This window comes from Streptomyces sp. NBC_00083, assembly GCF_026343295.1.
Lineage (GTDB): Bacteria > Actinomycetota > Actinomycetes > Streptomycetales > Streptomycetaceae > Streptomyces.
The window spans coordinates 21,948-46,192 of the sequence record NZ_JAPELY010000006.1 but is presented as its reverse complement, the minus strand read 5'-3'; the positions used below and the strand labels follow the sequence as shown (position 1 = coordinate 46,192).

At 71.5% G+C, this 24,245-nt stretch carries 24 protein-coding genes; 14 read left to right on the top strand and 10 right to left on the bottom strand.

Annotation, left to right across the window (positions count from 1 at the left end):
- Positions 1 to 49: 49 nt before the first annotated feature.
- From OOJ98_RS34765 to OOJ98_RS34725, 9 genes are all read right to left on the bottom strand, one after another.
- On the bottom strand, positions 50 to 607 hold the full coding sequence (locus OOJ98_RS34765; protein WP_267059164.1) for an XRE family transcriptional regulator: 558 nt from the start codon (positions 605 to 607) through the stop codon (positions 50 to 52).
- A gap of 15 nt (positions 608 to 622) precedes the next feature.
- Positions 623 to 2,848, bottom strand: coding sequence for a helix-turn-helix domain-containing protein (locus OOJ98_RS34760; protein WP_267059162.1), 2,226 nt, complete (start codon positions 2,846 to 2,848; stop codon positions 623 to 625).
- A gap of 150 nt (positions 2,849 to 2,998) precedes the next feature.
- Positions 2,999 to 3,394 carry a hypothetical protein gene (locus OOJ98_RS34755; RefSeq protein ID WP_266862606.1) on the bottom strand — a complete coding sequence of 132 codons (396 nt, stop codon included), beginning with the start codon at positions 3,392 to 3,394 and terminating at the stop codon, positions 2,999 to 3,001.
- A 55-nt stretch (positions 3,395 to 3,449) separates the two neighbouring features.
- Entirely contained in the window at positions 3,450 to 4,283 is an 834-nt protein-coding gene (locus OOJ98_RS34750) for a DciA family protein (protein ID WP_267059160.1), read from the bottom strand.
- Positions 4,280 to 6,460: a hypothetical protein gene (locus tag OOJ98_RS34745; protein WP_267059158.1), complete on the bottom strand. Its 2,181-nt coding sequence runs from the start codon at positions 6,458 to 6,460 to the stop codon at positions 4,280 to 4,282. The genes OOJ98_RS34750 and OOJ98_RS34745 overlap by 4 nt, the downstream gene beginning before the upstream one ends.
- A 1,277-nt stretch (positions 6,461 to 7,737) precedes the next feature.
- Complete coding sequence (locus OOJ98_RS34740) at positions 7,738 to 8,967, bottom strand: XRE family transcriptional regulator (protein WP_119612054.1); 1,230 nt, start codon at positions 8,965 to 8,967, stop codon at positions 7,738 to 7,740.
- Between the two features lie 326 nt (positions 8,968 to 9,293).
- Positions 9,294 to 9,629 (bottom strand): hypothetical protein, encoded by a 336-nt coding sequence (locus OOJ98_RS34735; protein ID WP_267059156.1) that lies wholly within the window; start codon positions 9,627 to 9,629, stop codon positions 9,294 to 9,296.
- A gap of 79 nt (positions 9,630 to 9,708) precedes the next feature.
- Positions 9,709 to 10,266: a UTRA domain-containing protein gene (locus OOJ98_RS34730; RefSeq protein ID WP_267059154.1), complete on the bottom strand. Its 558-nt coding sequence runs from the start codon at positions 10,264 to 10,266 to the stop codon at positions 9,709 to 9,711.
- Positions 10,267 to 10,320: 54 nt separating this feature from the next.
- Entirely contained in the window at positions 10,321 to 11,133 is an 813-nt protein-coding gene (locus tag OOJ98_RS34725) for a GntR family transcriptional regulator (protein ID WP_267059153.1), read from the bottom strand.
- A gap of 522 nt (positions 11,134 to 11,655) precedes the next feature.
- Between OOJ98_RS34725 and OOJ98_RS34720 the strand changes: the two genes are divergently transcribed.
- From OOJ98_RS34720 to OOJ98_RS34660, 13 genes are all read left to right on the top strand, one after another.
- Positions 11,656 to 12,267, top strand: a complete 612-nt coding sequence (locus tag OOJ98_RS34720) for a hypothetical protein (protein ID WP_267059152.1) — start codon at positions 11,656 to 11,658, stop codon at positions 12,265 to 12,267.
- Positions 12,268 to 12,438: 171 nt separating this feature from the next.
- Complete coding sequence (locus tag OOJ98_RS34715) at positions 12,439 to 12,603, top strand: hypothetical protein (protein WP_267059150.1); 165 nt, start codon at positions 12,439 to 12,441, stop codon at positions 12,601 to 12,603.
- A 271-nt stretch (positions 12,604 to 12,874) separates the two neighbouring features.
- Positions 12,875 to 13,174, top strand: a complete 300-nt coding sequence (locus OOJ98_RS34710) for a WhiB family transcriptional regulator (RefSeq protein ID WP_266862594.1) — start codon at positions 12,875 to 12,877, stop codon at positions 13,172 to 13,174.
- A 110-nt stretch (positions 13,175 to 13,284) separates the two neighbouring features.
- Positions 13,285 to 13,644 (top strand): hypothetical protein, encoded by a 360-nt coding sequence (locus OOJ98_RS34705; RefSeq protein ID WP_266862593.1) that lies wholly within the window; start codon positions 13,285 to 13,287, stop codon positions 13,642 to 13,644.
- Positions 13,645 to 14,097: 453 nt separating this feature from the next.
- Entirely contained in the window at positions 14,098 to 15,615 is a 1,518-nt protein-coding gene (locus OOJ98_RS34700; protein WP_267059148.1) for a DUF2637 domain-containing protein, read from the top strand.
- A gap of 137 nt (positions 15,616 to 15,752) precedes the next feature.
- A complete protein-coding gene (locus tag OOJ98_RS34695) occupies positions 15,753 to 16,301 on the top strand; it encodes a hypothetical protein (protein ID WP_267059147.1) in 549 nt (182 codons plus the stop codon).
- Entirely contained in the window at positions 16,298 to 16,501 is a 204-nt protein-coding gene (locus tag OOJ98_RS34690) for a hypothetical protein (protein WP_119612063.1), read from the top strand. The genes OOJ98_RS34695 and OOJ98_RS34690 overlap by 4 nt, the downstream gene beginning before the upstream one ends.
- A 123-nt stretch (positions 16,502 to 16,624) precedes the next feature.
- Complete coding sequence (locus tag OOJ98_RS34685) at positions 16,625 to 19,147, top strand: hypothetical protein (protein WP_267059145.1); 2,523 nt, start codon at positions 16,625 to 16,627, stop codon at positions 19,145 to 19,147.
- A gap of 14 nt (positions 19,148 to 19,161) precedes the next feature.
- Entirely contained in the window at positions 19,162 to 19,611 is a 450-nt protein-coding gene (locus OOJ98_RS34680) for a conjugal transfer protein TraB (RefSeq protein WP_266862586.1), read from the top strand.
- Between the two features lie 82 nt (positions 19,612 to 19,693).
- A complete protein-coding gene (locus OOJ98_RS34675; RefSeq protein ID WP_267059144.1) occupies positions 19,694 to 21,979 on the top strand; it encodes a hypothetical protein in 2,286 nt (761 codons plus the stop codon).
- Positions 21,980 to 22,019: 40 nt separating this feature from the next.
- On the top strand, positions 22,020 to 22,208 hold the full coding sequence (locus OOJ98_RS34670) for a hypothetical protein (RefSeq protein ID WP_054219701.1): 189 nt from the start codon (positions 22,020 to 22,022) through the stop codon (positions 22,206 to 22,208).
- Between the two features lie 42 nt (positions 22,209 to 22,250).
- Entirely contained in the window at positions 22,251 to 22,451 is a 201-nt protein-coding gene (locus tag OOJ98_RS34665) for a hypothetical protein (RefSeq protein WP_267059142.1), read from the top strand.
- 85 nt (positions 22,452 to 22,536) lie between these two features.
- Entirely contained in the window at positions 22,537 to 23,034 is a 498-nt protein-coding gene (locus OOJ98_RS34660; protein WP_267059140.1) for a hypothetical protein, read from the top strand.
- Positions 23,035 to 23,116: 82 nt separating this feature from the next.
- On the opposite strand, the gene OOJ98_RS34655 is transcribed toward OOJ98_RS34660, so the two are convergent.
- A complete protein-coding gene (locus tag OOJ98_RS34655) occupies positions 23,117 to 23,335 on the bottom strand; it encodes a hypothetical protein (RefSeq protein ID WP_267059137.1) in 219 nt (72 codons plus the stop codon).
- A 90-nt stretch (positions 23,336 to 23,425) separates the two neighbouring features.
- Between OOJ98_RS34655 and OOJ98_RS34650 the strand changes: the two genes are divergently transcribed.
- Entirely contained in the window at positions 23,426 to 24,208 is a 783-nt protein-coding gene (locus OOJ98_RS34650) for a hypothetical protein (RefSeq protein WP_267059136.1), read from the top strand.
- Positions 24,209 to 24,245: the final 37 nt, after the last annotated feature.

The following is a 24,245-nucleotide window of genomic DNA, read 5'->3' as shown; positions in this document are numbered from 1 at the left end:
GAGCCCGGACCAGTTGGTCCGGGCTCGCAGCCTGTTCGGGGCGCGGCTGCTACAGGTCGAACTCCAGGTGTTCGACATCGAGCATGCGGACTTCGTCCAGGCTTCCGGCGCGGCGGCCGCCGTCCTGGAAGTACACCTCCTTGAGTGCTTCGGCCGCGATCTCCCGCAGGCGGTCGTCACTGGCGCCGGCGGCCTGTGCGTCGAAAAGGCGGGCGGCGTAGACGGGCGGCAGGGCGACGGTCAGGTGCCGGATGCGGTCCTGGTCCGTGGAGCCGATCGGCGCGGTGTAGCCCATGCGGGCGCGGGCGTCGATCACGATGCCGCCGGTCGTCGCCGCCTTCTCGCGGGCCTTGGCCCTGATCTGCGGCTGCCACCGCTTGGTCACCTCGCGCTCCAGGCGCGCGGCGAGGTCGGCGCGCGGCCTCTTCGCCTTGCCCGCCACGTACCGCTCCACCTGCCGCTGGGACATGCCGAGCAGTTCGGCGACCGCCTTCGTGCCACCGAGCTGCTTGACCATGTACCGCATCTGCGGGCCCGCGGACTTGGGTGCCGGGCGGGTGAACGCCTTCTGCACCGCCTTGTCCAGGCCGTCCCCGAACATGCTCATCGCCTGCGTACTCCCCTACTCGCCGTTGTCGGCGTCGGTGACGGTGCCGTCCTTGATGGACCGGGCGAGGTTGAGCTCCGGCGCGTTGAACTTGTCCCGGACCTCCTCGCCCCACAGGACCGACTGGGTGCCCTCGTGCTTGACCAGGCCGGGGTTGATGCCGAGCTTGAACCCGCCGGGCAGCGGCCTGCCCTCCCGGTAGGGCAGGAAGTCCAGCGGGCTCGGTCCGTTCGCGGCGTAGACGACGCAGTCGGACAGGATCGCGATCGGGTACTGCCCGGTGAACGCCGCGTGCTTGACGATCTTGCGGTGGAGGTTGATCCGGGTGCGGGAGATGACCGCCGCCCGGATGTCCGGCCGCCACGTGGGGCGCTCCAGGGCCCGCCACCGCTCGCCCGGCCGCCAGCCCTCGCCCCGGGGCCGCTCGCGCAGCTTGCCCAGGCCGCCCTTGACCGTCGCCTTGATCGCCGAGACGACGATCGTCAGCTCCGGGTCGCGCTCCTTGTAGCCGTCCATCGCCGCGAGGAAGTCCTCCGGCGACAGGTCGGCGTCGACCCCGAGGTCGGCCATCGTCGCCAGGTAGGCGTCACGCAGCCGCCCGTACCAGCCGTCCAGGTAGCGGCCGTTGTCGTACCGCACCCACGCCTCGATCGGCGCGACGTCGTAGCCGAGCTCCTGGGCGTACGCGACGGTCGGCGTCGCGTACCAGGCCGGGCCCGTGGGCCGGTCGCCCTTCGGCGTGAACGGGGAGGGCAGCAGCGAGCCGTCCAGCTCCACCCACTCCTTGCCGACCTTCACCCGCGACAGGTCGACGTGGGACAGATCGACCAGCCACGAGCCGGGCAGCTTCGGGTCGAACGCGAGGCCCTTGACGTGCGTCGGCTCGCCGAGGCCGACGTTCAGCCCGTTCGCGCCGGCGGCGAAGGCCATGTTCACGTCCAGGCCGACCAGGTAGCGCAGGGTGCACTCGGCATCGGTCATCGGCCGCGCCCAGTCGTACGCCTCCTCGAACAGCTTCTCCGCCGGTCCCCGCACGTGGAAGCGCGGCAGATCCAGCGCAGTGACCACCGGGTGCCCGTCCGGGGCCTCGCACGGCGCGCAGTCCACCGGGTCGCTGCCCAGCGACCCGGGCGTCTTGGTCTCCGCCTGCCGCAGGACACCGGTCTCCTCATCCCGCACGGCGTGGGTCGGCGGGTGCAGCGCGGTCATCAGCTCCAGGCCGGTGACGGCGGTGGAGCCGCGCGGCGTCATCACCCGCGACGCGTAGACGCCCAGGACGCGGGCGAGCTCCGCCGGCGGAAGCTGCGCGGCGTCGCCCCAGAACCGGGCGTCCAGCGCGTTCCACGACGGGATGCACAGCTGCACGCACTGGCGGTCCGAGCCCTTGGCCGGACGGTAGATCCGCGCCCACGGCCCGAAGCCCCTCTTGGTGAGCTTCCAGTCGGCGCGCACCAGCTGCTTGATGACCTTGTGGCTCTCCGGGATCCGACCGGCGTCCTTCTCCTCCGCCGTGAACGAGACCGGGAGGCCGTAGCGCTCCAGGGCGGCCTCGGTGAGCACGAGCAGCGGGTCGGCGGGCCGTCCCGGGCCGGACAGCTTCGGCTGGCCGAGCTTCGCCTCCTTGAGCGTCCAGTCCACCAGGGACGGCAGGGACTTGGCGGGCACGTCCAGGACCAGGCCGCCGGTGCAGTACGCCAGCACCTTCCCGTCCTCGACGTCGACGACCGCCAGCGGACCGTTCTCGAACCGCGGGTCGGTGTCGCCCGCCGGGGTTCCGGCCGGGGCCGCCTTCTTCGCGCCGGGGCGGCGGGACGTCGACGGCCTGGTGGTGCTCGCCGGGCGGGACGCGGCGGCTGGAGCAGCGGCGACGGGGGCCGGGGCGGGGGTCTGGGTGTTCTCGGTTGCAGTCATGACCGCAGCCTCGGACGCCGAACCTGTGGACAGAGGACGGGCTTCCGCCGGGTCGGGCGCGCCGGTGAATGTGGCGGGCACCGGGGCCGGGTAGAGCTCCGCGAGCTGCTTGAGCAGGCGCGCGTACGCCTCACGCTCCGGGCCGCGCGGCTCGGTCGGCTTCTTCGTCGACTCCCAGGCGGACACCGTCGCCCGCCGCACATGGAGAGCACCGGCGACATCGTCCAGCGTCAGGCCATGGGCGACCCGCAGCCGCTTGCGCTCCTCCGCCGACGGCAGAGCAGAACGGGACGCGACCAGCGCGTCGACCGCATCGAACATCTCGGACATGGAACACCTCCTGACCCACACTCTACCCCATGAACCGTAAGGATCGCGTACCTTCGCCGTACGAATACCGTACGGTGCGCGTTCGGAGGGTGGAAACGACGCGCGGCGCCCCTGCTGAGCAAGGGCGCCGCGGTCAGGTTGGAAGGCTGGTCAGTCCGACTGGAAGAGGTCGTACCGCGCCGACGTGGTCGTCCACCTCCCGTTGGGGGAGGGAAGGTTCGTGACGGGCCGGACGTACCCGTCGTAGACGAGGAACGCGATGACCGGGGAGCCGACGCGGCTGTGGGACGACGGCCCCTCCTTCGCCCGTAGCCTCCAGTTCCCGCCCGGCAGTACGCCGCGGACCTGTGGCTGGTTGTATCGCTCCACCCGAAGGAAGCCCGGCCGGTCCTTGGCGACCACGAGGCGGCCTTCCGCCTGGTCCAGGATGAGGGCCCTGCCGTCCGCGTCCCAGGATTCGACCAGCACCTCCAGTTCGTCGTCTTCGCCCTCAGCTGCGTCGGCGTCGGTGAAGTAGGCGTAGTAGCGGGCCGGTTGAGTGTCCATTCGACGATGGTGACCCTTGACCAGCAGAGCAGGGAGGAGATCCAGTCAATTCCGTTCACGCCGACTCCTGGAGCCGAGCCGGCTGCGGCAGCACGGCCGCGGTCCCGGCCTCCCTCGCCGCGCGCTCCGCTCGTGCCCGACGCAGAGCCGCAGCGTGGGAGACGTCGGCCTGGTGACGTCGCTGGGCACGAGCCGCCGCGATCGGGGCCGTCGCATCGTCCGCGACGACGTCGGCTTCGGGGAACGCCCTGCGGGACAGCTCGCGCATCGCCCGGTTCTGCCGCTCCACCGCCTCCGCGATCCCCGGGTCGACCCGGGACGGCACGGCGACCTCCTGGTGCGCGGCGAGCGCGCGGCGGTAGCCCTCACACGCCGTCTCCCTGGACTTCGCCGGACCGGTGGGCGCGGCCGGGACCGGATCTGCCGCAGCGACATCGGCCGGACCGGGCGCGGGGACGGCACCGGGCGCCAGGACCCGCAGGGCACGTACGACGGTGCGGCCCGCCGCCTTGTTGGCGGCCGCGATGACGCGGGTCTGCTCCAGGCGGGCCTTCGTCGCCCACGCCGACGACTCCGGGCACACCGTGAGCTGTCCGGAGTCCGGGTCGTACGCCACGGCGGCGACGTGCCCGGCGAGCTCGGGGGCGATGGCCGCCCACCGCTCCCGCAGCGTCGCGCCGGCGGCCGGGAGCTCCCACGCCCGCTCGGTGACCAGCGCACCGATCGCCGCGCCCAGGCCCAACGGCTCACGCCCGTCGCGCCGCACCGCCGCGCGGGCCCGCGGTTTCTTCTTCGCCTTCTGGCCGGCGCCGTTCTTCCGGGCCTGCTCCATCGCGGCCCGCAGCGCGACCCGGGCCAGGTCGACCCCGGACACCTCGCCCTCGCTCATGCCTGCCCCCAGGTCGCGTAGCCGAGGTCCAGGTGCCCGAGCCGGGAGTGGTGCTGCGCCTGGTCGACCACCTGGTTGCTGAACAGACGCCGGGCCGACGGTTCGCCGTACTGGTCGATGTGGTCGAGGACGACGCTGTGGTCCTTCAACCCCCGCACCCGCCAGGCCCGGACCTGCTCACGGGTCAGGTCCTCGAGGACGAGCTCCTGCTCCTGGTCGTCGCCGTCGACCGGGTCCGGTGCGGCAAGCGGACGCGGCGCGGGCAGCACGACCGGCGCCATCGGCGCGGCCGGGACGTCGACGGCCTGCTGCGCGGCCGCGGCTTCGGCACGGGCCTGAGCTGCGGCGGCCTGCTGCTCGCGGACCTGTGCCCACCGGTGCTCGCGGATCCACGCCTGGGCGGTGACGTCCTGGTGCAGCTGCTGCGCGGTCGCCGTACGGCGCTCGGTCTCGGAGGCGTGCGGCATCGCGGCGTCGACGGCGGCCGCGACCGCACGGCGCTGGTCGCGGCGGTCGGCCTGCTTTTCCTCGCAGCGCGGGCAGTCCTGCCCGGAGTCGAGCAGCACCCGGTCGTCGCACCGGACGTCGCCGCACCGCTGACGCTGGGGCAGGGCCAGGCCGATCAGCCAGCCCACCGGGTCCTTGATCGGCCCGTACAGCCGCATCTGGTCCTCCAGGCGCCGGGCGAGGCGGTCGGCGAGGATCTGCGGAGCGTCCGTACGGCCGGCGAACCCGACCACCCGGGCCAGCTCGCCACGGGCTGCGGCCTCCACCAGCTTCCGGGCGGCCGGACGCTCCAGGCGCGCCCACACCAGGTCGACCGGAGCCAGGACGGCCCGCAGATCCTCCGACGGCAGAGCCACCCTCCCCCGCTGCTGCCTGCCCTGGCCCGCACCGTCCACGGCCCGCACCGGAGCATCGGCCACCGGCCCGCCGCTGCCCTTGATGCCTTCGACGACCGGGGACTTCTTCGGCTGTTCCCCGCGGAGCGGGCCGCCGTCCTCGCGCTCGCACGCGCGGTCCGGCAGACCGTGGTTCCCACCACGGCCTTCGCCGGAAAAGCCACCAGAGAGCGCGAGAGACCCACCAGGAGTAACCCCAGAAGCGTGGAGAGCGTGGTGCTGTGCAGTAGCGGCGAGGTCTGCCGATCCACCGATCCCGTCCTGCCCGGCCCCCTCGATCCCAGTCGCCACAAGGGTCTCGCCCGTCTCGCCGGACTCAAGATCTCCGGATGCAGTACCGGCGAGGTCTGAAAACACGGAATCCGCGACCCGGCGGGCCTCCCGTACGGCCACACCGTGGGCCTTGGCGACCGGCACCAGGCGCACCCGCGACTGCGCGTTCAGGCCCGAGCCGGTCTCCTTGCGCACCACGTCCGCGACGCCGTGCTCCTGGAGGCGCCCCAGCACCTTCGCCCCGGCCGCCGCCGTGCAGCCCAGCAGCCGCGCGACCGTCGCCGCCGGACGGCCCCGGTCGGTGTCGACTGACCCCGGGCACAGCTGCAGCCAGCCCGCCGAACCCGTCGTCAGCACCATCAGCAGCAGCCCGAGCCGGTCCGTCGCAGCCCCCCGGCCCGTACGCCCGGCGAGCAGCCCGGCCGGGATCGGCGGCTTGTCCTTCGGCTCCCACCCCGGACCGAACAGCACGGTGATCAGGCTCAGCAGCACCGCCAGCTCCGAGCGCGACAGCGCCAGGGCGTGCCGCCGGTCGCCGGCCTGCTGCGCCCGGTACATCGGGATCACCCAGCACTCCAGGCCCGTCGCCCACCCGATGGCGTTCGTCGCGACGTTCGAGCCGAGGAACCCCGCGCCGCGCAGCTCGGGCAGCACGGTGTGCGCGACCGTCGACTGGGAGACCCCCAGCCACCGCCCGAGCTCCTCCGCCCAGATCGACGTCTCGAAGTCCTTGCGCGCATCCGCCTTCGCGGTCAGCACGACCGACGCCAGCCGAGTCCCGTCCGACGCACCGGCCAGCGCCGGGGACGTCACCAGCGCGCGCACCGCCGCGAGCAGCCGGGCCCGCATTGTCTTCGACAGCTGGAGCGGGTTGCCCAGCTTCAGCCGCGCGACCGGACCGGCCTGCGCCGGGACCGACCGCAGCCGACGGCGCGAGGCCCCGCCGGCGAAGTGCGTACGCGGGCGCGGGAGCACGGCGGCCGGTGCCGCCACGGTGCTCATCGGCCCACCGCCACGACCGGAGCGGCGGTCATCGCGAGGACCGAGGTCGTCTGTGTCGTCATCAGGCTGGTGTATGCGCCAAAGCGGACACCCCCGCCCGGAGCCGCCGGAACTGCTGTTTCGTGATCCACCCGCCGAGCCTGCAACGGGAGCCCTGTGGACAGAGTCCGGTGAGCCCCGATCACCCCCATCGCTCCCGCACGGCGGGCAACAACCTTCGAACCCGTCCCGCCACACGGGACGGCCCCCTCGAGGACGTCGTCGACGAAGTTGTGGATGACGTCCCGGGCGGGGTGGATCAGCGCGGCGGCCGACCTCGTTTCCGGGACTCCCGAGGCCGGGCGGACCGCCGACCCGGCGGCATCCGTGTGACAGTCGAGGGGTGTGATGTACGTCACAATCCCGTCAGAGGGGACACCACAACCTGCGGCAATCACCCCAGAGGGGGTACTGGCCTGGTCGTGGTCGACCTGACAAGACCTGCGGTGCTCGTGCACTATGGCGATACCAGCCTTCATATGGATCAACGCAGACGGGCCCCCTGCCGGGAGCGCGACTCGGTGGTTCGTGTGGATGTGTGGGAGCCCCCTCCGTGAGGAGCGGGCTGAGTACGAAGGCCAGCGGCGGATCTCCTTTCGTTGCGGGTTTTCGAACTGGTGTTTCGAAGCCCTTGCTGGGGCCTCGAAACCGACGGAGCCGCGAAGCCCCTTGCTGGGGGCCCGCGGGTCTTGCAATGGCGGCCCTGATGAGGGGCCGGTGGGAATGCAGCGGCTTGATAAGCCGCGGCTCAGAGTCGGCTGCGAACCGAGATCTGAGCGACCGACCTGGGTTGCGAATCCAGGCGGTAGACGGGCCGCGCGAGGCCGAAGGGGATTGCGAGTCCACCTTCTGTTGGCGCGCGCGGCTGATGGCCGGCTAGGTCATCCCAACCCCCTGAACACGGAGGCTGGCGTCAGCATGCGCGGACGCAGTCCGGATGGCGTGATCGCAGAAGATCAACGGCGTAGCGGCGCGTGTAGTTCCGCGCGTGCGGGTAGCCTTCATCCCGCGATCACCTCCATTCCAGGTGCGTCGCCAACGGAGCGTTGCCCCGTTCGAGCCACCCCGTAGACCAGGCCCGGTCGCGGGGTGCTCGTCGTTTTGGATCACTGCTGGGCACAGCCTAACTGCACGACCCGACATATTTGCGGGGCGAATTCGTGCAGAGTCCGAGAGGCCCGGAATGCCGAGACCGCGACGCGGTACGTAATCGGAAAGTTGCCCGCCGAACGGGAAGCTCATTGGCCACCCCGCAGTTCGCGAAGATGGGTGACGAACTCCTGCGCCTCGGAGGCGTGTCCGTAGTGCGTCTGGAGGGCCTGCCCGAGGTCGGCGGCCACCATCGCGAGCGACGGCAACGACTTCCGCTCCCCGGTCAAGGCCCGCTCCCCGTAGGCGAGCGCGGTGTCCAGGTCCCCCTCGCGCGCGGCGACCACGCCGAGCGTGACGCGGGCCTCCGCGATCCGCATGGGTGACCGTTCCGTCCCGTCAAAATCCGTGCCCGCCCGGATGACCTCATTGGCCAGTTGCTCCGCGAGCCGGTTCTCGCCCGACTTCCTAAGCGCGTCCATGCGGTAGAAGTCGTATTTCGCGGGGTCGACCACGAAATGGTTCTCGATGTTCTCGGGGTACGGCTGGAGTTCGAGGATCTGGCGTCCCTTGTCGAGCGCGACTTCGGTCTGCGACCGGTCGCCCAGCCGCGCCCACGCCTTGGCTTTCTGCGCGTACAGCTGCGCGGCAACGCTCTCGGTCGGCGCCACGGCGATGCCGGCCTCCGCGGCCGCGATGACGCCGCGGTAGTCGCCCCGGGTCAGCGCGAACCACGCCCTCATCTCGTGCGCCCAGCCCTGCACGCTCAGCTCCCCGGCCTCCTGACCGAGCATCAGCGCGGCCTGGCGTGTGGCCTCCGCATCGCGGGGGCGGCCGGAGTCGTACTCGACGCAGCCCACCAGGAGCGACAGCTTCCCGGCGAGCGCGATGATCTCGCGGTGCTGCGCCAGGCTGACCCGCTGGTGCTGGAGGCCGACGACGCGGGCGAGCCACGCCTTGCCCTCCAGGAGCAACTGGTCGGCGGGCAGGTACGCGTACTCGCAGCACAGCCGGTCCGCTGTGATCCGCAGCGCGTCCAGCGTCGCGACATCCACATCCGAGGCGCGCAGCCGGGCGATGATGTCGACGGTGTCCATACCGCTGACCTGCAAGATTTCCGCCCGACCGTCACGGCGGCTGCGCTCGGGGAAGAACGCGCCGGTCGTCGTGTTGAAGGTCTGGGCGATGGCGGACCTGTACTTCACCGGCTGCGCGTCCCCGGCCTCCCAGCGCTTCCACTGCCGGAGCAAGTCCTGCTCGCTCACGACCTGGTCGTCGGGGAGCCGGACCATCAGTGCGCGGACCGCGTCGACCTGAGACCAGTCGCGCGCCGCGCGCTCCTCAACCATCCGACGTGCCCAGTCGGGACGCTCATCCATCGCCGTTCCCCTTCCCCGTACGGTCCAGCGGCGCGGCCTGCCCGACAGGGTGATGCCCGAGCGGAGGCCGGCCCTTCTGCGGCCGAGCATCGCACGGCCCCTTGATCGCGCGGAGGTGACAAGTGGCGGTGACATTCCGGATGTCACCACCAGTCGTCACTTTGCGCAGCGTCTCAAGGGGCGCACGGTGTGTGCCGTTCACACGAGTCGATCCACGTCCCAGGGGGAGGCGCACGGCACATGCTGAGGCCCGTACGACAGCCGCGAAAGATGAGCGCAACGGGTTCTTCACGGCTCCTCCTTCACGGTGCTTTCGGAATTGGGGATCAGCTGGTCGCGTCGTCGCTGGCTACACGGCGGGCTTGGACCAGGTACGCGTACGCCGCTCCCAAGTGGCCGTATGCCGTGACGTCGTCTGCCGCGACCGCCGCGGTTGCCGACTCGGAGGCCCTGCGCAGCTGCTGCGCCACGGCGGAGGGCATGGTCGGCGCGTCGGCGAACTCGCGCAGGGTCTGTGCTACTTCGGAGAGGGACGCCTCATCGGAGACGCCGGTCGGACCGCCCAGGCCCGAGAGCATGGGGATCCACCCGGTCGTCACGGCGAGGGAACTGCGGATCTCGTCCACCAGCTCGGGGGCGCTGAGCCGCTTCTCGGTGCTCATGTGGGGATCGGTCTCCAGGGACTCAGGGGTGTCAGCGAGGCGGGCGCCCCGGCTGTGCCGGGACGCCCGGGATGCTTCGTCAGGCGAGCGGGGCGGCGTAGCGCAGCTTCCAGCCCTTGCCCAGGACGTGCTGGGTCACCTCGACCACGCGGCCGTCAGCGGCACCGATGTGGTTGATGGTCAGCACGTCCGCTCCCTCGGGCAGACCGAGCCGAGCCGCCTCCTCCGAGGTGGCGGGACGGAGTTCGACATCCTCGACCGCGCTGGAGCCCTGGTCGAACCCGGCCTCCTTCATGCGGCTGATGATGCCGCCGACGCCGGTGTCCGCCTGCTCGATGCCTGCGGCCTCTGCGACGTCGACCGGGATGTACGTCGTGACGAGCTGAATGACGCGCTCACCATCGAACATCTCCCGAGCCCGCACGACGACCTCGCCGTCGACGCCCAGGAGCTGAGCGACATCCGCCGGCGCCGTGGCGCGGCTGACGGAGACCTCGGTCCGCGGAGCGCGGCCCGACCGGCGCAGTTCGGCGTCGAACGCACCGTGCGCGCCGTTCTCCTCTCGCTGGTCGGTGGTGTACCGGGTGCGCGCGTCCCGCAGGACCACGCCGCTGTCGTCGATTCGGTTGCTAGCCATGTGCTGAATGCTCCTTGCTCGTGTCTTGATGGACGTTTGTGTGTTCCGTGCTGGTCAGCCGGTTCCCGGGGTGTCGATGACCCACTCGTAGGCCAACCGCCACTTGGAGCGCGGCAGGACGTGCAGGCAGATCTCTACGATCCGGCCTTCGGCAGTCAGTCCCTTGTGGGTGATCTCCAGTACGGCTCGCTCAACAGGAATGCCGAGGGCATCGGCCTCTTCCGGAGTGGGCGAGCGAACTTCGATCTCCTCGCGCAGCCGCACCTGTCTGAAGCCGGCCTCAGCCATCCGCGACTTGCTGCCTCCGGTGCCCGTGTTGTTCTCCGCGAGCACGGGGCAGGCGTCAACGACGTCCGGCGGGAACCAGCTCGTGGCCACTTGGACGACTTCCAGGGCCTCATCGTTGCCTGGGAGCCCCACCCGCATGATCCGCTCACGCTTGAGGGTCTTCGCGCGGTGGTGCATCCCGTAGAGCTCAGCGACCTTCTTCGGCGGCACGTCCTTGGCGATCGTGACGACCGGGTCCTTGTTCTCGAAGCCCATCGACCGCATCTCAGCCTCGAAGGCTCCAACGGCTCCGCCGGCCTCTCGCAGCGTCGGCAGGTAGCGCTGGGTGCGATCCGAGACGATCTTGCCGATCACCAGGGACACGTAGGTGCCCTTGCCCCGGCGAGAGAAGACCAGACCTTCATCTTCGAGCAGTCCGTAGATGTCGCGCGCGGTCTGGTAGGCGACGCCGTGTTCCTTCTGGAGCTGAGGCACGCCAGGCAGGCGCGACCCAGGTGCGAGTGCGCCTCGCTCGATCTTGTCCCGGATCTCGGATGCGATCCGTTCGACCTTCCCCGGCTCCTTCTGCTTGGTGGCCACTGCTCCCCCTCTCCGTACACGTCGTGGCAGCCAGTGGATCTCGCTGCCCGGTCCGCACAGCATTGCATGTCTAGTTGTTTCTCGAAAGCCGAGACGCGACACGGTTTAAGTGGCTCCATAAAACCGCAGGTCAGGTGCGGTGATGGAAACTACTTAGCTAGACAGGTTGACCGGGGCCCAATAGTGAGGTTCTATCGAGATGCACCAGCGAGCGGTGAGTAGCCGCTTGCAGGGTGTAGCCGGTGTTGTTCCTGCACATCTGGGCGCATCACCAGCAGCAAGACCGCAGTAGTCGTCCGCCCTTCGGGGTCGGCCGGAGTAGCCCTCCTCAGCTCGCTGGGATCCGAGGGCGTGAGAGCACCATCGAACTCCTCCGGAGCCTGACGGCCGCGACAACTGCGTGCACGTCGCAGCGCTGTGCGCTGTCTGTCCTGCGGGACGCCGGCCTCGTGCCGTGCGGCCTGGAGGGCAGAGAGCACATTCGCGACGCGCTCCCTGCCACTCCGTCCATGAGGAGTTCAGATGTCTGCTTCCACCATTGAGCGCCCCGCCCGCACCCGCCGGAGCCGGACCCGCTCCCGCACCGTCAACGCCCGCCCGGCGCTCGTCATCTCCACCCTCAAGCCCCACCAGTACGACCTGCGCCCGGCCTGCGCGTCGCTGATCTGCCCCGACTGCAAGACGTGGGTGCCGATCACCGGCCTCCAGACCCGGAAGCCCAAGGTCGTACCGCACGACACCGGCCTCGCGAACAAGGACGCGTCCGTCCGCTGCCGCCTGGGCAGCAACCGCCTGGTCACCATCGACATGACGGTCAAGAAGTGGCAGGAGCGCCTCGAGGACGGCAACTCGGAGACCGTTCACCGCCGCAAGACCACGGTGCTGCGCAAGCCGAAGGTCGCGCTCGCCCCGGCCGTCAGCCAGATCGCCGCGCAGAAGCAGACGGCGACGGCGGACGACGACTCCGGCGACGGCCGGCCCCTGTGGCTGCTGCGCGAGATGAAGTGGGCGTCGACCGAGTCCGCGGTTCGCGACGCCGACACCCGGCGCGCGCAGCTGCCGGACGGTGAAGCGCCGCTGGGCGCACCGCCGGTCCCGCTCAAGGCGCTGCACCCCCAGCGCCGCGCGAGCTGATCCGCTCTGGACGAACGACCAAGGCCCCGGCCACCCCGCAGAGGGGCGGCCGGGGCCTTGGCTGCTCGTACAAGCAGTCAGCTCCCCAATTGGGGAGTGATCGCGACAGCCCTTGGGATTGCGGCCCGGGAGCTGTCCAGGACCTGACTGGAGGACCTGATGCAGCACAGCATGACACGCACCACGGCGCAGCCGCGGGCCGGAGTCATCGACGACATCGAGCGCGAGGACGACTCCAAGGGCTACGAGCCCGAGGACGCCGCCCGCGTCGACGTCGCCCTGGCGCTCCTGCTCAACCTGACCCTGGCGCAGGCCGGTTGGGAGGTGGCGGCGTGATCACCAGCCTCACCGACGCCGAACGCGAGGCGCTCTCGCAGAAGAACCGAGAGCAGAACCAGCGGTCGGAAGCCAACCGCCGATGAACATCCGGCAGTCCAACCAGCAGCGCTGACCCCGGCCCTGCCCGTCGTCCCCGTGCCTTCCCGGCCGGGGCCGGCGGAGAGCGCCGGGAGCTCCCCCGCTCCGGCCGTACGGCCGCCGACACAGAACAGCCCCAGGGTGGCCGCCCCGGGGCTATCTCCTGCACTGGACCTTCTGGGAGGCCCTGATGAACCGCTCCATCGTACGCACCCCGTACTACGGCGCCGTCTCCACCGCCGTCGCACCTGCCCGGCCCCGCCCGGCGTGCGAGAACGAAGACCCCGAGCTGTTCTTCCCGATCGGCGACACGGGCCCGGCCCTGCTCCAGGTCGAGGAAGCCAAGGCTGTCTGCCGCCGCTGCCCGCTGATGGAGAGCTGCCTCCAGGGCGCCCTGGAGCGCGGCGAGACCGCCGGTGTGTGGGGCGGGCTGTCCGAGCCCGAGCGCCGCCGCATGAAGCGCCGGGCCGCCCGCCGTCGTTCTGCCTGATCCGTTCTGACGGTTGCCTGATCCGCTCGCACCGACCGCTGCACCACGGCGGCCGGGACGGGCGGTGACGGGGAGCCGGACAGCCCGGACCGACAGTCGAGGGAGCCCCCATGGCCACGACGATCACCCCGCTCCAGCCCGGCACGGAAGCCGCCGCCAAGGCCGCCGCGTTCGCGATCTTCGGCAGCGACATCCCGCCGATCGACCCCGACGACTACAACGGCAGCTGGCGCACCACCCTCCACGTCATCGCGGAGGAGTGGGTGGGCGAGGGCCGTGTCGAGCGGCACGCCGCCCGCACCGCGACCGCGATCAACGACCTGCTGAACACCGAGAAGCTGTTCGGCGTGGGATCGCCCGAGGCGCTCGCCGGCGGCACCGCGCTCAAGCCGCTGATCGACAAGTGCCGGATCTACGGCATCACCACCGACGACCTCCGGCGCCACGGCGCGCAGCTCCACACGAGCTGACTTCGCGCCCGCCCGGCGGGAGCCGTTCCCAGTTTCGAGACCGCCCCGCAGCACTTCGCGAGTACGGCCGCCCGCCCCCCGGGCAGCCGGCCTTTTCGCGCGCCCGGAGCGGGTAGAGCCGGTGTCCGGTTCGCAAGCAACCATCCGCACCAAGAGCCGCTTCGGGAACGCCTCACCGCGTTTCGGGAGCAGCCCCCGCCGTTTCGCGTACGCCCTGAACGACCCCCTCCGGAGGCACTCATGACCATCACCGACTGGCCGCGCACCGCGGCTGAACCCGACTCCGACTCGGCTTCACCGGCCGCCGTTTCGGGAACGTCCACGCCGGTTTCGCAGACACCCAGCACCGTTTCGGACGCGGCTGAGTTCGTTTCGGAGACGGAAAGCGGAACCGGAACGAAGCACTCCCCGGGCCCGCTGACCGGAACTCAGAAGTGGGCGGCCGGTGCGATCGTGATCGCCGCGCTCGTGCTCGCGGGCATCGGCCTGTACCTCTCCTTCGAGCACGTCGCGGTCTTCGCGTTCGAGCAGCTCCGCTTCGAGTCGCTCGGCAAGGGCCAGCTGTTCGCGGTCGGCGTCGACGTCGGCATCATGGTCATGATCGCCGTCGACCTCCTGATGGCCTGGCTCAAGCGCCCCATCAGCTGGATTCGCTACCCGGTGTGGCTGCTGACCAGCGCGACAGTCGTCCTCAACGCCGCCTCCGGCGCCCCGGAAGGGGCCTGGAAGCTGCTGGACTACGTCGCCGCCGGCGCCCACGGCGTCGTCCCGATCCTCTTCATCACGGTGGTGGAGCTCGGGCGTACCGCGATCGACCGCATCGTCCGGCCCGACCAGGCCGAACGCGACTCGATCCCGTGGCTGCGGTGGGTGCTCGCCCCCGTCGCGACGGCCCGGATCTTCCGCCGGATGCGGCTGTGGGGCGTCACCTCCTACCCGGAGATGATCCGCCGCGACCAGGAGCTCATCGCCTACGAGCAGTGGCTCAAGCGCAAGTACGAGGGCGGTGACATCTCCAAGGCCAGCGAGGATGAGCTGCTGCCGATGAAGATGGCCCCGTACGGCTACACCGTCGCCCAGGCCCTGGCCATGCCCGATGAGCAGGAACGGGCAGCTCAGGAGCGTGAGGAGGAAGCCGAGCGGCGGCGCCTGGACGCGGAGACCCGCAGCGAGGTCGCCCAGTCCAAGGCCGAGTCCGAGCGCCTGCGCGCCAAGGGCGAGGTGGAGACGGTCCGTGCCGAGATCGACGGCCAGACCGGCCAGGCCCGCGCTCACGCTCGTGCCCAGGTCAGCGCCGCAGAGCGGGCCGCTGAGCTGGAGGAACAGGCCCTCGACAACGCGGTGATCGCCGAAGCCCGCACCCGCGAGGCGGAGGCGGCGCGCAAGGAGGCCCAGGAGCGCGAGGCTGAGGCGGAAGCGGACCTGCGCGCAGCCGAGCTGGAGCGCCAGGCAGCCGAGAAGCGGAAGCTCGCGGCGGAGGCCGACCGGGTCGCCGCGGCTGAGGCCCAGGCGGTCGAGACCCGGACCATCGCCGAAGCCCGCAAGGCCGCTGCCGAAGCCGATCGGGTCGCTGCCGAAACGGAGCGGGTTGCTGCCGAAACGCGGCGCGCCACTGCCGAAGCCAACCGCAAGAAGGCTGAGGAGGACCGCCGCCAGGCGGACGCTCTCGCCGACATCGCGCGCTCCCAGAAGGAGGCCGCCGAAGTCGAGCGGGCTGCTGCCGAAACGCGTCGGGCCGCTGCCGAAATCGAGCGGCGCGCGGTCGAAGCCGAGGACGTCGCGAAGCTCAAGCCGCGCGAGCGGGCGGTCCGCAGGGTCGCCCGGATGATCCTCGCGGCCGGTGGCGACGCCGACCGGCTGCCGCTGGCCGACATCCAGCACGAGCTGGCGGTCACCTCCCCCGGCACCGCCTCCGAGTACCGCCAGGAGGCAGCCGAGCTGCTCGCCGGCGGATACCGCCCGGAGCAGTGACCTGCACGAACCGCGAGTTCGACGGTTCCACCGGCCCCCGAGACGAAGTCAGCGCCTCGGGAGCGCGGTGAAGGCGCCGAAACGCCACGACAAAGCCTCCCAGATCGCCCCCGCCCCGAGAAGGAGATCCCCACCTCATGGATATCAACGCACTGTTCACGGATGAGGGCCTTCGGGCCTTCACCGCCACCGTCCGCGACCAGCACGTTCGCGATGCCCAGCAGTACGGGCAGATCGCCGACATCGTGCGCCGGCGCCTGGAGCAGACGCCGATCGAGGGCGACCGCTGGATGGCCAAGAAGCTGCGCGCCTGGAAGGTGTCGCGGCAGCTCAGGGCCATGCAGAAGGCGTCCGGCGAGGCCGCGAGCAAGGCGGAGGCCCTGTACGCGACTTACGTCAACGAGGTCCTGGAGCTCCCGCAGCGCCGGGCGGTCGCGGAGGCCAAGAAGCTGGAGCGCAAGAACGGCCGCCAGGCCGCCGTCGGCGCGGCCGTCGCGAGCTCGCTGAACAAGACGGTGACCGCGCTCAACACCCCCCAGGAGCAGGCCCCGGGCGCGGTCCCGCAGGCGAGGCCGGCGGAGTTCGTGGCCCCGGACAACCCCTGGAACCAGTGGCCGATGGCGGCCGGTGGTGAGCGGCCGACCAGCTCGATCAACGACTACTTCGCGAAGGGAGAGCAGGGGTGACGACGCCTCGGCAGACGCAAAACCGTGCGAAGCACTGGAACGGGCGGATCGCGGAGGCGGAGACCGAGAAGGAGCGGGCCGGGGTCTGGTACGACGCGTGCCGGACCCTGGCCCGCCAGGCCGAACGCGACGGCAAGCCGGACGTGTGGCGCAAGCTCACCGCCACGCTGCACGACTTCTACAAGAACAACGGAGGGTGACGAAGTTCTTCTTCTTCACCGCCTCCTCCCCACCGCCTGGAGCACCCCAAGGCGCGCGCGTGTCGTGCGCGCGCGAGGGTGCCCCAGGCGGTGACCGTCTGTCAACTCCGAGAGGGAGACGTCATGGCCGACGACGACGGCCCCAACAACTTGATCCACTTCCCCCGCGTGGGCTACACGGCCCCTGCTGAGCCCCCTGCGGAGACGCCCGGTCCGGCCCCGGCCGACGTGCCGTTCGCGGCCCCCGCCGACGTCTCCCCGGTACCCGCAGACGCCCCCGAAGCGTTTGCACCCGCGACGCGAACCTCTCCTCTGGACACGATCGCGGCCCTGCCTGAACCCGGTCTCGGGGCCCCATTCACCGCCGACTCGGGGACCACCACGGCCCCCGCTCCGGCGGGCGCGATGGTCCCGGCGACGTTCCGGTCCGAGGCCGGGCAGCCGGCCGCCGCGCCGCGCCTGGGCTCGCTGTCCCTGGCGGCGATCCTCGCGGTGTCGCTGGCGGCCATGCGCGGCATCCACTCCGCCGTCGCGACGGGCCGGGCCAACCGGGAGCAGCGTGAGGCGGTCGCGAAGACCGCGAGCACGGCCAAGGACGGCTCCTCCGGGGGCGGTTCGAAGAAGCAGGTGCAGCCCAGCCACGAGTACGGCCGCAAGTCCCTCCAGCGCGGTCCTGGCGGCCCGGGAGGCCGCTCCGGCGGCGCTGGTCCGGGCAGGTCCGGGCGAGGCGGCAGCGGGTCGTTCAGCGGCTCGGGAGGCCGGGGGCGCGGCGGGTCATCGACCCGGTCGCCCAGCGGTTCCGGCGGCGGCTCGGGCGGCGGGCGCGGACGCGGTCCGGGCTCCGGCTCGGGCGGCGGCGGAGGCCGCACCACCTCGCCCAAGAACGGCTCCGGGATCACCCCGCTCAAGCGCAACTCGCAGGGTGGCGGCCACAGCCTCAAGAAGAACCGCGGTCCCGGATCGTCCGGTGGATCGGGCGGTTCGGGAGGCTCCAGCGGCGGCGGAGGCGGCAGGAAGAACCGCGGCCCCGGCAGCGGCGGCGGGTCCGGCTCCTCCGGCGGCGGCTCCACCACGAACCGCAAGCGTGGCCCCGGCAGCACCGGGGCCGGGGCCGGCGGTTCGTCCGGCGGTCCGGCCAAGAAGCGCGGACCGGGCTCCGGAACGGGAACCGGCAAGACGACGGGCCCCGGCACCGGCAAGGGCACGGGGACCGGCCCGAAGGGCGGGACGAAGAAGTCGCCGCGCGGTACGACCGGCCCGTCCGGGATCCTGCGCAAGAAGCCCGGCACCACCACCTCCGGCACCGGCCCCAAGACGAAGCCGAAGGGGAAGGGCAGCAGCGGCGCGGGCACCACGGCACCCGGCAGCAAGCGCGGGAAGGGCAAGACCCGCTCCGGCAAGGGCGGGACCGGCCCGGCCTCGGTGCCCAAGACCCCGGGCGGGAAGTCCCGCAAGGGCAAGAAGCTCACGCTCACTCCGGGCATCGCGCACGGCACGTTCGCGTCGTCGGTGAAGCAGGACTGCCGCTGCCGCAAGTGCCGGCGCTTCCGCAAGGAGTACAGCCGAAAGGTCCTCGGGGCGATGAAGTCCGCGGCCCGGGGCCGGACCACCTTCGGCGAGGCGGTGCACGAGACCGCTGAGAAGCGGCTCAGGCGCCGCCGCAAAAAGATGGGCCCGCCGGTCGTCACCAAGGTCAAGGTCAGGAAGCCGAAGAAGAAGACCGGCCCGAAGACCAAGACCCCCAAGCCCGGCAGCACCACGCCCGCCGGGCCCGCCGCGAAGGCACCGGCCGGCCCGGCCGCGACGGCGCCGACCCGCCGCACGCCCTGGTCCACGGCCAAGGCACGGGCCCGCAAGCGCGCCCGGATGCGGACCACCACGGTCCCCGCGCCCCTCCCGGCGCCGACGACCGGCACGACCACACCGCCCACGCCTCCGGGACCGACCGGTCCTCCGGCAGCTGCACCGGCCCCGGCCGCTGCGGTCGCCGGGGCCGGTGCAGCCCCGGCCCCGCCGGGCGGCGGCACGGTGCCGGGCACCGGCGCGCCGCGCCTGTCGCCGTTCGAGGCGATGGGCATGGCGACAGCGGTGTCCGCTCCGGCTGATCCGATCACGGTTGAGCGGGCCGACTCCCCGGGGTCCGGCCCGTCCACGTCCGGCGCGGGCACTCCCGCTGCCGGTCCCCCGAGCACGAAGGAGAACAGCGTGAGTGACGCCTGGCTGACGAAGTGGGGCAGCGGCAGCGTCGCGGACATGGACGCGCAGCACGAGACCGAGGTCACCCTCGACGACACGCTCGACGTCCTCGAGGAACTCACCGCGCAGTCGTTCAAGGCGCACGAGACCTGCAACAAGCTCTCCGTGAAGGCGCGGCAGATCCGGTACGAGCTGGACGAACTCGCCGCCGACCTGCGCTCCACGCACAACGTCATCGGGCGCCTGACCGGCGCCGCGATGGCGAAGCTGGCGGAGTCCATGGAGCTCCTGGCCCGCAAGGCCGACGAGATGGCCATCAAGTCCCTGACGGCCGCGGAGCTCTCCGAGAGCGCGGAGAACGCGATGTTCGACGCCTACCGGCCCCTGGTGCAGGCGACCGAGGACGCCGGCCTGCTCGTGCCCGCCGCCCGCGTCCACAACGAGAACTGAGAGGAGATCAGCACGTGAGCGACAACCTCCCCGCCATTCCGGGCATGAACAACGGCGTCGCCAGCACCGGCGGCGGCGCCAGCAACGGCAACGGCTTCCTCGCCCTCGCGGGCCGGACCGCCAAGCTCGCCGCCTCCGCCCTCTTCCTCAAGGAGGGCATGCACCTGCTCCGCTCCCACATGCAGGCCAACGCGAATGCGGCCATGCGCCTGTCGGAGATGTGCGGCCAGGCCGAAGTCGAGCCCCAGTTCACCTCGATGATCGAGGACACCTCCACCGCCCTCACCGGCGTCGCGGAGGCATCCGGCGAGATGGTCAACGCCGCCGACGCCGTCGACACCGACGCCCGCGGCTTCAACGGCGCGCACGAGCGGGAGTACCGCCCCGGCTACGAAGCCTCCAACGGCTCCGGAGTCCGGCAGGCCAAGCCCGGCTTCTACCGGCGCTCCGGCCGCCGCAGCTGACCCACCCCACCCCCACCGCAGCAGGGACCGCGCCCACACCAGGCGCGGCCCCTGCTGCCCCTGCCCTCGAACGGAGGCTGTGTTGAGCACCATCGACCAGGCGGCGCCGACCGCCGACACCACCAAGAGCGTCCCGAGCCACGTCATCTACCGGCGCGTCCTGGCCGAACGCACCTCCTACGCCCTCGCCGCCGCCGGAATGGCCGTCGGCCCCCAGCTAGACGACAGCGCCTGGTCCTACCTCGCCTCCGGCGGCATCGGACTGGGCACCCTCGCCTGGCTGTACGCGAAGACCAAGGACCCCGACCAGGGCCTCGGCATGCTGACCCGGGCGCAGCGGGCCATCCCGTTCCTGACGGCCGCCGGCACCTACGTGGCGAACCTGATCACCCCCGGCTTCAACTGGTGGGAAGTCGTCGCCCCCGCCGCGTGGGCGTCCCTGATGGGCTGGATGGCGCCGCTCACCCGCAGCGCCGGCCTGGTCCTGGAGCTCACCGAGCACCAGGCGCAGACCGGCCCCGCCCGGGAGCTGACGTACACCGAGTTCCTCGCCGCGAAATGGGCGCAGGCCACCGGCGACGGCACCCGCCTGGTGTCCATCGCGCCGTTCCGCGCGGACCGGCCCGACTTCGAGGCCGTCGTCGTCGCCCAGGCCGGGAAGGCGGTGCCCACCTTCACCGAGGTGCAGCTGGCCGCCGCGTTCGACTTCCCGGTCGGCACCGTCAAGATCCGCCCGGTGCAGGGCTCCGGGCCCGGCCGGATGCGGCTGGTCGCCCGCCCCACCTCCGAGGACGTTGAGGCTGTAGCCGAAGGCATCCGGGGCCTGTGGGATAGCGCGGTCTCCGCCCCGGGCAAGGCCGCCCCCGGCGTCGACCTGGTCAACTACCGGGCCGAACCGCACCGCATCGTGCTGCATGTCGCCGCCCCGCCGGGAAAGGAGATCCACCTGCCGCACCGGGCGATCTGCTCCGCGTTCGGCATCGACGACCCCTCCCGGCTGGTCATCGAGACCGACGGCATCCGACAGGGCGTCGTCTCCATCTACAAGACGAACCCGCTGATGAAGGTCCGCAAGGCCACCGTCGAAGACCTGACGATGGACTCCAAGGGCCGTATCACCATCGGCGTCTGCCACGACGGCAAGCCCGCCCGGATGCGGCTGTGGGACCCCGAACTGGGCGCACTGCGCGGCATCACCGCCGGCGTCACCGGCGCGGGCAAGTCCGTCCTGCAGAACCTGATCCTCGCCTCGGAGAAGCGCTCCGGCGTCGTCTCCTGGGTCGGCGACGTCCAGGGCGGCATGTCGCTGCCCGAGGCGGAAGGCCGGGTCGACTGGTTCGCCAAGGGCCCGGTGGAAACGCTGCTGATGCTCACGGCCGCGCACGCGGTCATGAAGTACCGCGAGCACGTCAGCAACGCGATGGGCCGCGGGGACTTCGCCCTCGGGCGGCCGTGGCCGCTCATCAACATCACGCTGGACGAGATCAACCGGCTGCTGTCCCACCCGGACGAAGCGATGCGCAAGGCCACCGCCTACCTCATCGCCGACATCCAGAAGACCGGCCGCAAGGTCGGCATCGGCATCCGGCTCGCCGTGCAGTCCCTGCACCTCAAGGACCTTGGCGACGACGACGCGATCCGCCAGCAGGGCAAGGTCGGTGCCCTGTTCCTCATGCGCACCGCCTCCTCCTCCACCAAGGAGATGGGCCTGGACGGCATCGCCCCGACCGGCTTCCAGATGGAGAACATCCCCGCCCGGATCTACGAGGACGGGCAGATCGAAGCCCTGTTCTCCGGCAAGGACGACGAGGACGGCGAGTCCACCGCGGGCATGGCGTACATGTTCCTCGACGGGCGCGCCAAGTTCATGCGCACGTTCTTCGCGAAGAAGGTCGACGGCGTCTACCCCGACCTGATCGCCCTGTACGGCGACGAACCGGCGAACGGACTGACCGAGGGCGAGGCCAAGGCCGCGCAGGCCGGGGCCGCGATCTACGGCGTGCGGCACACCAACCCGTACGCCGACTGCGAGACCCTCGCCCAGGCGTTCTCCGACGCACCCGGCAGCAAGCCCACGGCCGGCCCCCCGGCCGCCGACGCCGACGCCGACGCCGACGAGGCACCCGCACCGTTCGACGCGCCGTTCGGCATCCCGTTCGGGGACAGCGGTCCCGACCTCGGTGAGGAGCCCGGCCTCCAGGACCAGATCCTCGAACTGCTCGCCGACGGGCCCCAGCAGCTCAAGGACCTGCGCGCCGCGCTGCCCGGCTTCCAGCCCTCCAGCGTCAGCAACGCCTGCACCCAGCTCAAGGCGAAGGGCCTGGCCATCTCGCGCAAGCGCGGCCACTGGCAGCTCGCCGACAGCTGACCCGCACCCACCACCCACTCACCGAAGGAAACCGATACCCGTGGCCCTGTCGATCTCCCTGGTCCTGCTCCTCGGCATCATCGTCTTCATCCTCGTGCGCACCGGCTACCAGCGGATCATGCCGGGCATCGCCGTCGCCCTGTTCGGCTTCTTCCTCGCCAGCACCGGCATCGCCCCCACGATCACCAGCGCCGTCTCCTCCGTCACCGGATGGATCAGCAGCTTCTGACCAGCCCGCCCAACCCGCCGAAACGAGAAGGAGGACACGACGATGAACCGCCCCCTGGTGCTCCTGGTCGACGACGCCGCCGACGTCCTGGCGGCCAGCCCCGAGGCCCGCGCGCTCGTCAACGAGCTGCTGCGCACCGGCCGCCGTAACGGCCTGGTGGTCCGCTCCGAGGGCCGCCGGCCGCTGCCGCACTGGCAGTACCCGACGGCGGCCGCGCTCGAGGACGCCGCCGACCAGCAGTAGCCCCGCCCGCTCCCCCACCCCCTGCGCCCTCCCCGCCAATCCGGCGGGGAGGGCGCCCCGCGTCTGCCCCGAACTGGAGATCACCGTGGAGTTCGACCACATCACCCGCCCGCTCACCGACGCCGAAGCCAGGGCCGAAGCCGAGCGGATCATCACGCGGTCCTTCCAGACCGAGACGCCGCCCGTGCGGCAGTTCCCGACGTCGTTCCGCGACGAATCCGAGGTCCCGGCGTACGGCGACACCCCGCCCGTCCATCAGGACGACAAGCGGATCGTGCCCGCGTGGGCGGCCGGGATCGCGGTGGCCTCCATCGGCGTCGGCGCTGGCATCACCGGGGTTGGCTGCGGGGCCTGGCTCGTGCTCCAGGGCCTGGCCTCCGTCACGCTCTACGGCGTCCTCATGGTCACCCTGCCGTTTGCGGGCGTCGCCATGGTCGCCACCGCGATTGGCGGCGCGATCAACAAGGCCCGCAGCGCCGTCACGAACAACGTGTACGAGGCGCCCGTCGTGCAGAACACGCAGATCAACAACACCAGCAACCAGCGCGGGATGTTCTCCCGCACCCGCAACGACGTCCGCTGAACTCCGGGCGCCCTGCCTCGTATCCGACAACCCGCCACTCGTGCCGGGCTTCGGGTGCGGGACAGGCCGTCCGGCCTCGCGGTCAGTCGTAGTCGATCCAGATCCGGCCGTCGCCGTCGACCTCGGCACCCCGGATCTGACCGCCGACGATCGCCCCGTTGATCGTCACCTCGACGTCCTCTTCCACGTCGATCCACAGCACACCGTCGTCGTCGGTGAACGCGGGCCAGATCGTCCCGTCCGTGTCCACGACCTCTTCGAAGACGACCTCTTCCGGCTCATCGCGGGTGAACCACCCCATCGCAGCCGCCTCCCTCTCCAGTCCTGTCGCACACAGCTTGTCCCACTCGCACGCTCCGTGAACACCGCATCGACACCTTGGAGTTGCCCCGTGCCGTCCAACGACAACACCCCCGGCCAGAACCGCCAGGAGCTCACCTACCTCCCCGTCCCGTTCCCGAAGGCGCCGCCCAAGCCGCCGCGGTTCGCCGCGCTGCGCGAGCGGCTGCGCGACGGGTGGAACCGGGCCTGGGACGTCGACGGCGTCCTCTACGAGATGTGGCAGGACGTCCTCCGCGCTCCCGAGGACGGCCCGCGGTACATGGCCCCCTGGATCCGCGCCGTGCTGATGGTCGCCGGGGTGTCCTTCGTCGTGCTGATGGCCAAGGCCGCCGGCGAAGTCGTCCTCCAGGCGCTGCACCAGCTGCTCACCGCCGTGCCCAAGGTGCAGGTCGGCGTCGACACCTCCAGCGGCGTGGCCGCCGTCGTCGACCAGCCGGTGCGCACGTACATCGCGCAGCACTCCGCCGGCCTCGCCGTCGAAGGCTCCACCGTCTACACGCTGTGGCTGCTCACCGGCATCGTCGGCCTGGTCCTCGGCTACCTCTCCCGGAACAACGGGGTGCGCGCGATGTGGACCGCGTGGGGCGCGGCCACCGTGTTCATGGTCTGGACGACCACCCCGGAGGCCAGCCGCACCGTCGCGGCCGGGCTCGCCGTCCTCGCCTGGACGTTCCTGTCCGCGTTCGCGATGCGCGGCCTGACCTTGCGCCGCCGCGTCGTCGCCGGACGCCCCGCGAAGGTCACGGTCAAGCCCGAGATCCACGTCCCCGTCCAGCCCCCGGCCCCGGCCGCCGAACAGCACCCGCACAGCGGCTGCCCGTTCCGGGACTGACCTCCGGTCGCTCCGCCTGGTCCTCGCCCACCCGCTC

What these genes read in the sequence shown, in the direction of transcription:
- OOJ98_RS34765 (WP_267059164.1), bottom strand. Translation starts at nt 607, where the DNA reads ATGAGCATGTTCGGGGACGGCCTGGACAAGGCGGTGCAGAAGGCGTTC.
- OOJ98_RS34760 (WP_267059162.1), bottom strand. Translation starts at nt 2,848, where the DNA reads ATGTCCGAGATGTTCGATGCGGTCGACGCGCTGGTCGCGTCCCGTTCT.
- OOJ98_RS34755 (WP_266862606.1), bottom strand. Translation starts at nt 3,394, where the DNA reads ATGGACACTCAACCGGCCCGCTACTACGCCTACTTCACCGACGCCGAC.
- OOJ98_RS34750 (WP_267059160.1), bottom strand. Translation starts at nt 4,283, where the DNA reads ATGAGCGAGGGCGAGGTGTCCGGGGTCGACCTGGCCCGGGTCGCGCTG.
- OOJ98_RS34745 (WP_267059158.1), bottom strand. Translation starts at nt 6,460, where the DNA reads ATGAGCACCGTGGCGGCACCGGCCGCCGTGCTCCCGCGCCCGCGTACG.
- OOJ98_RS34740 (WP_119612054.1), bottom strand. Translation starts at nt 8,967, where the DNA reads ATGGATGAGCGTCCCGACTGGGCACGTCGGATGGTTGAGGAGCGCGCG.
- OOJ98_RS34735 (WP_267059156.1), bottom strand. Translation starts at nt 9,629, where the DNA reads ATGAGCACCGAGAAGCGGCTCAGCGCCCCCGAGCTGGTGGACGAGATC.
- OOJ98_RS34730 (WP_267059154.1), bottom strand. Translation starts at nt 10,266, where the DNA reads ATGGCTAGCAACCGAATCGACGACAGCGGCGTGGTCCTGCGGGACGCG.
- OOJ98_RS34720 (WP_267059152.1), top strand. Translation starts at nt 11,656, where the DNA reads ATGTCTGCTTCCACCATTGAGCGCCCCGCCCGCACCCGCCGGAGCCGG.
- OOJ98_RS34715 (WP_267059150.1), top strand. Translation starts at nt 12,439, where the DNA reads ATGACACGCACCACGGCGCAGCCGCGGGCCGGAGTCATCGACGACATC.
- OOJ98_RS34710 (WP_266862594.1), top strand. Translation starts at nt 12,875, where the DNA reads ATGAACCGCTCCATCGTACGCACCCCGTACTACGGCGCCGTCTCCACC.
- OOJ98_RS34705 (WP_266862593.1), top strand. Translation starts at nt 13,285, where the DNA reads ATGGCCACGACGATCACCCCGCTCCAGCCCGGCACGGAAGCCGCCGCC.
- OOJ98_RS34695 (WP_267059147.1), top strand. Translation starts at nt 15,753, where the DNA reads ATGGATATCAACGCACTGTTCACGGATGAGGGCCTTCGGGCCTTCACC.
- OOJ98_RS34685 (WP_267059145.1), top strand. Translation starts at nt 16,625, where the DNA reads ATGGCCGACGACGACGGCCCCAACAACTTGATCCACTTCCCCCGCGTG.
- OOJ98_RS34665 (WP_267059142.1), top strand. Translation starts at nt 22,251, where the DNA reads ATGAACCGCCCCCTGGTGCTCCTGGTCGACGACGCCGCCGACGTCCTG.
- OOJ98_RS34655 (WP_267059137.1), bottom strand. Translation starts at nt 23,335, where the DNA reads ATGGGGTGGTTCACCCGCGATGAGCCGGAAGAGGTCGTCTTCGAAGAG.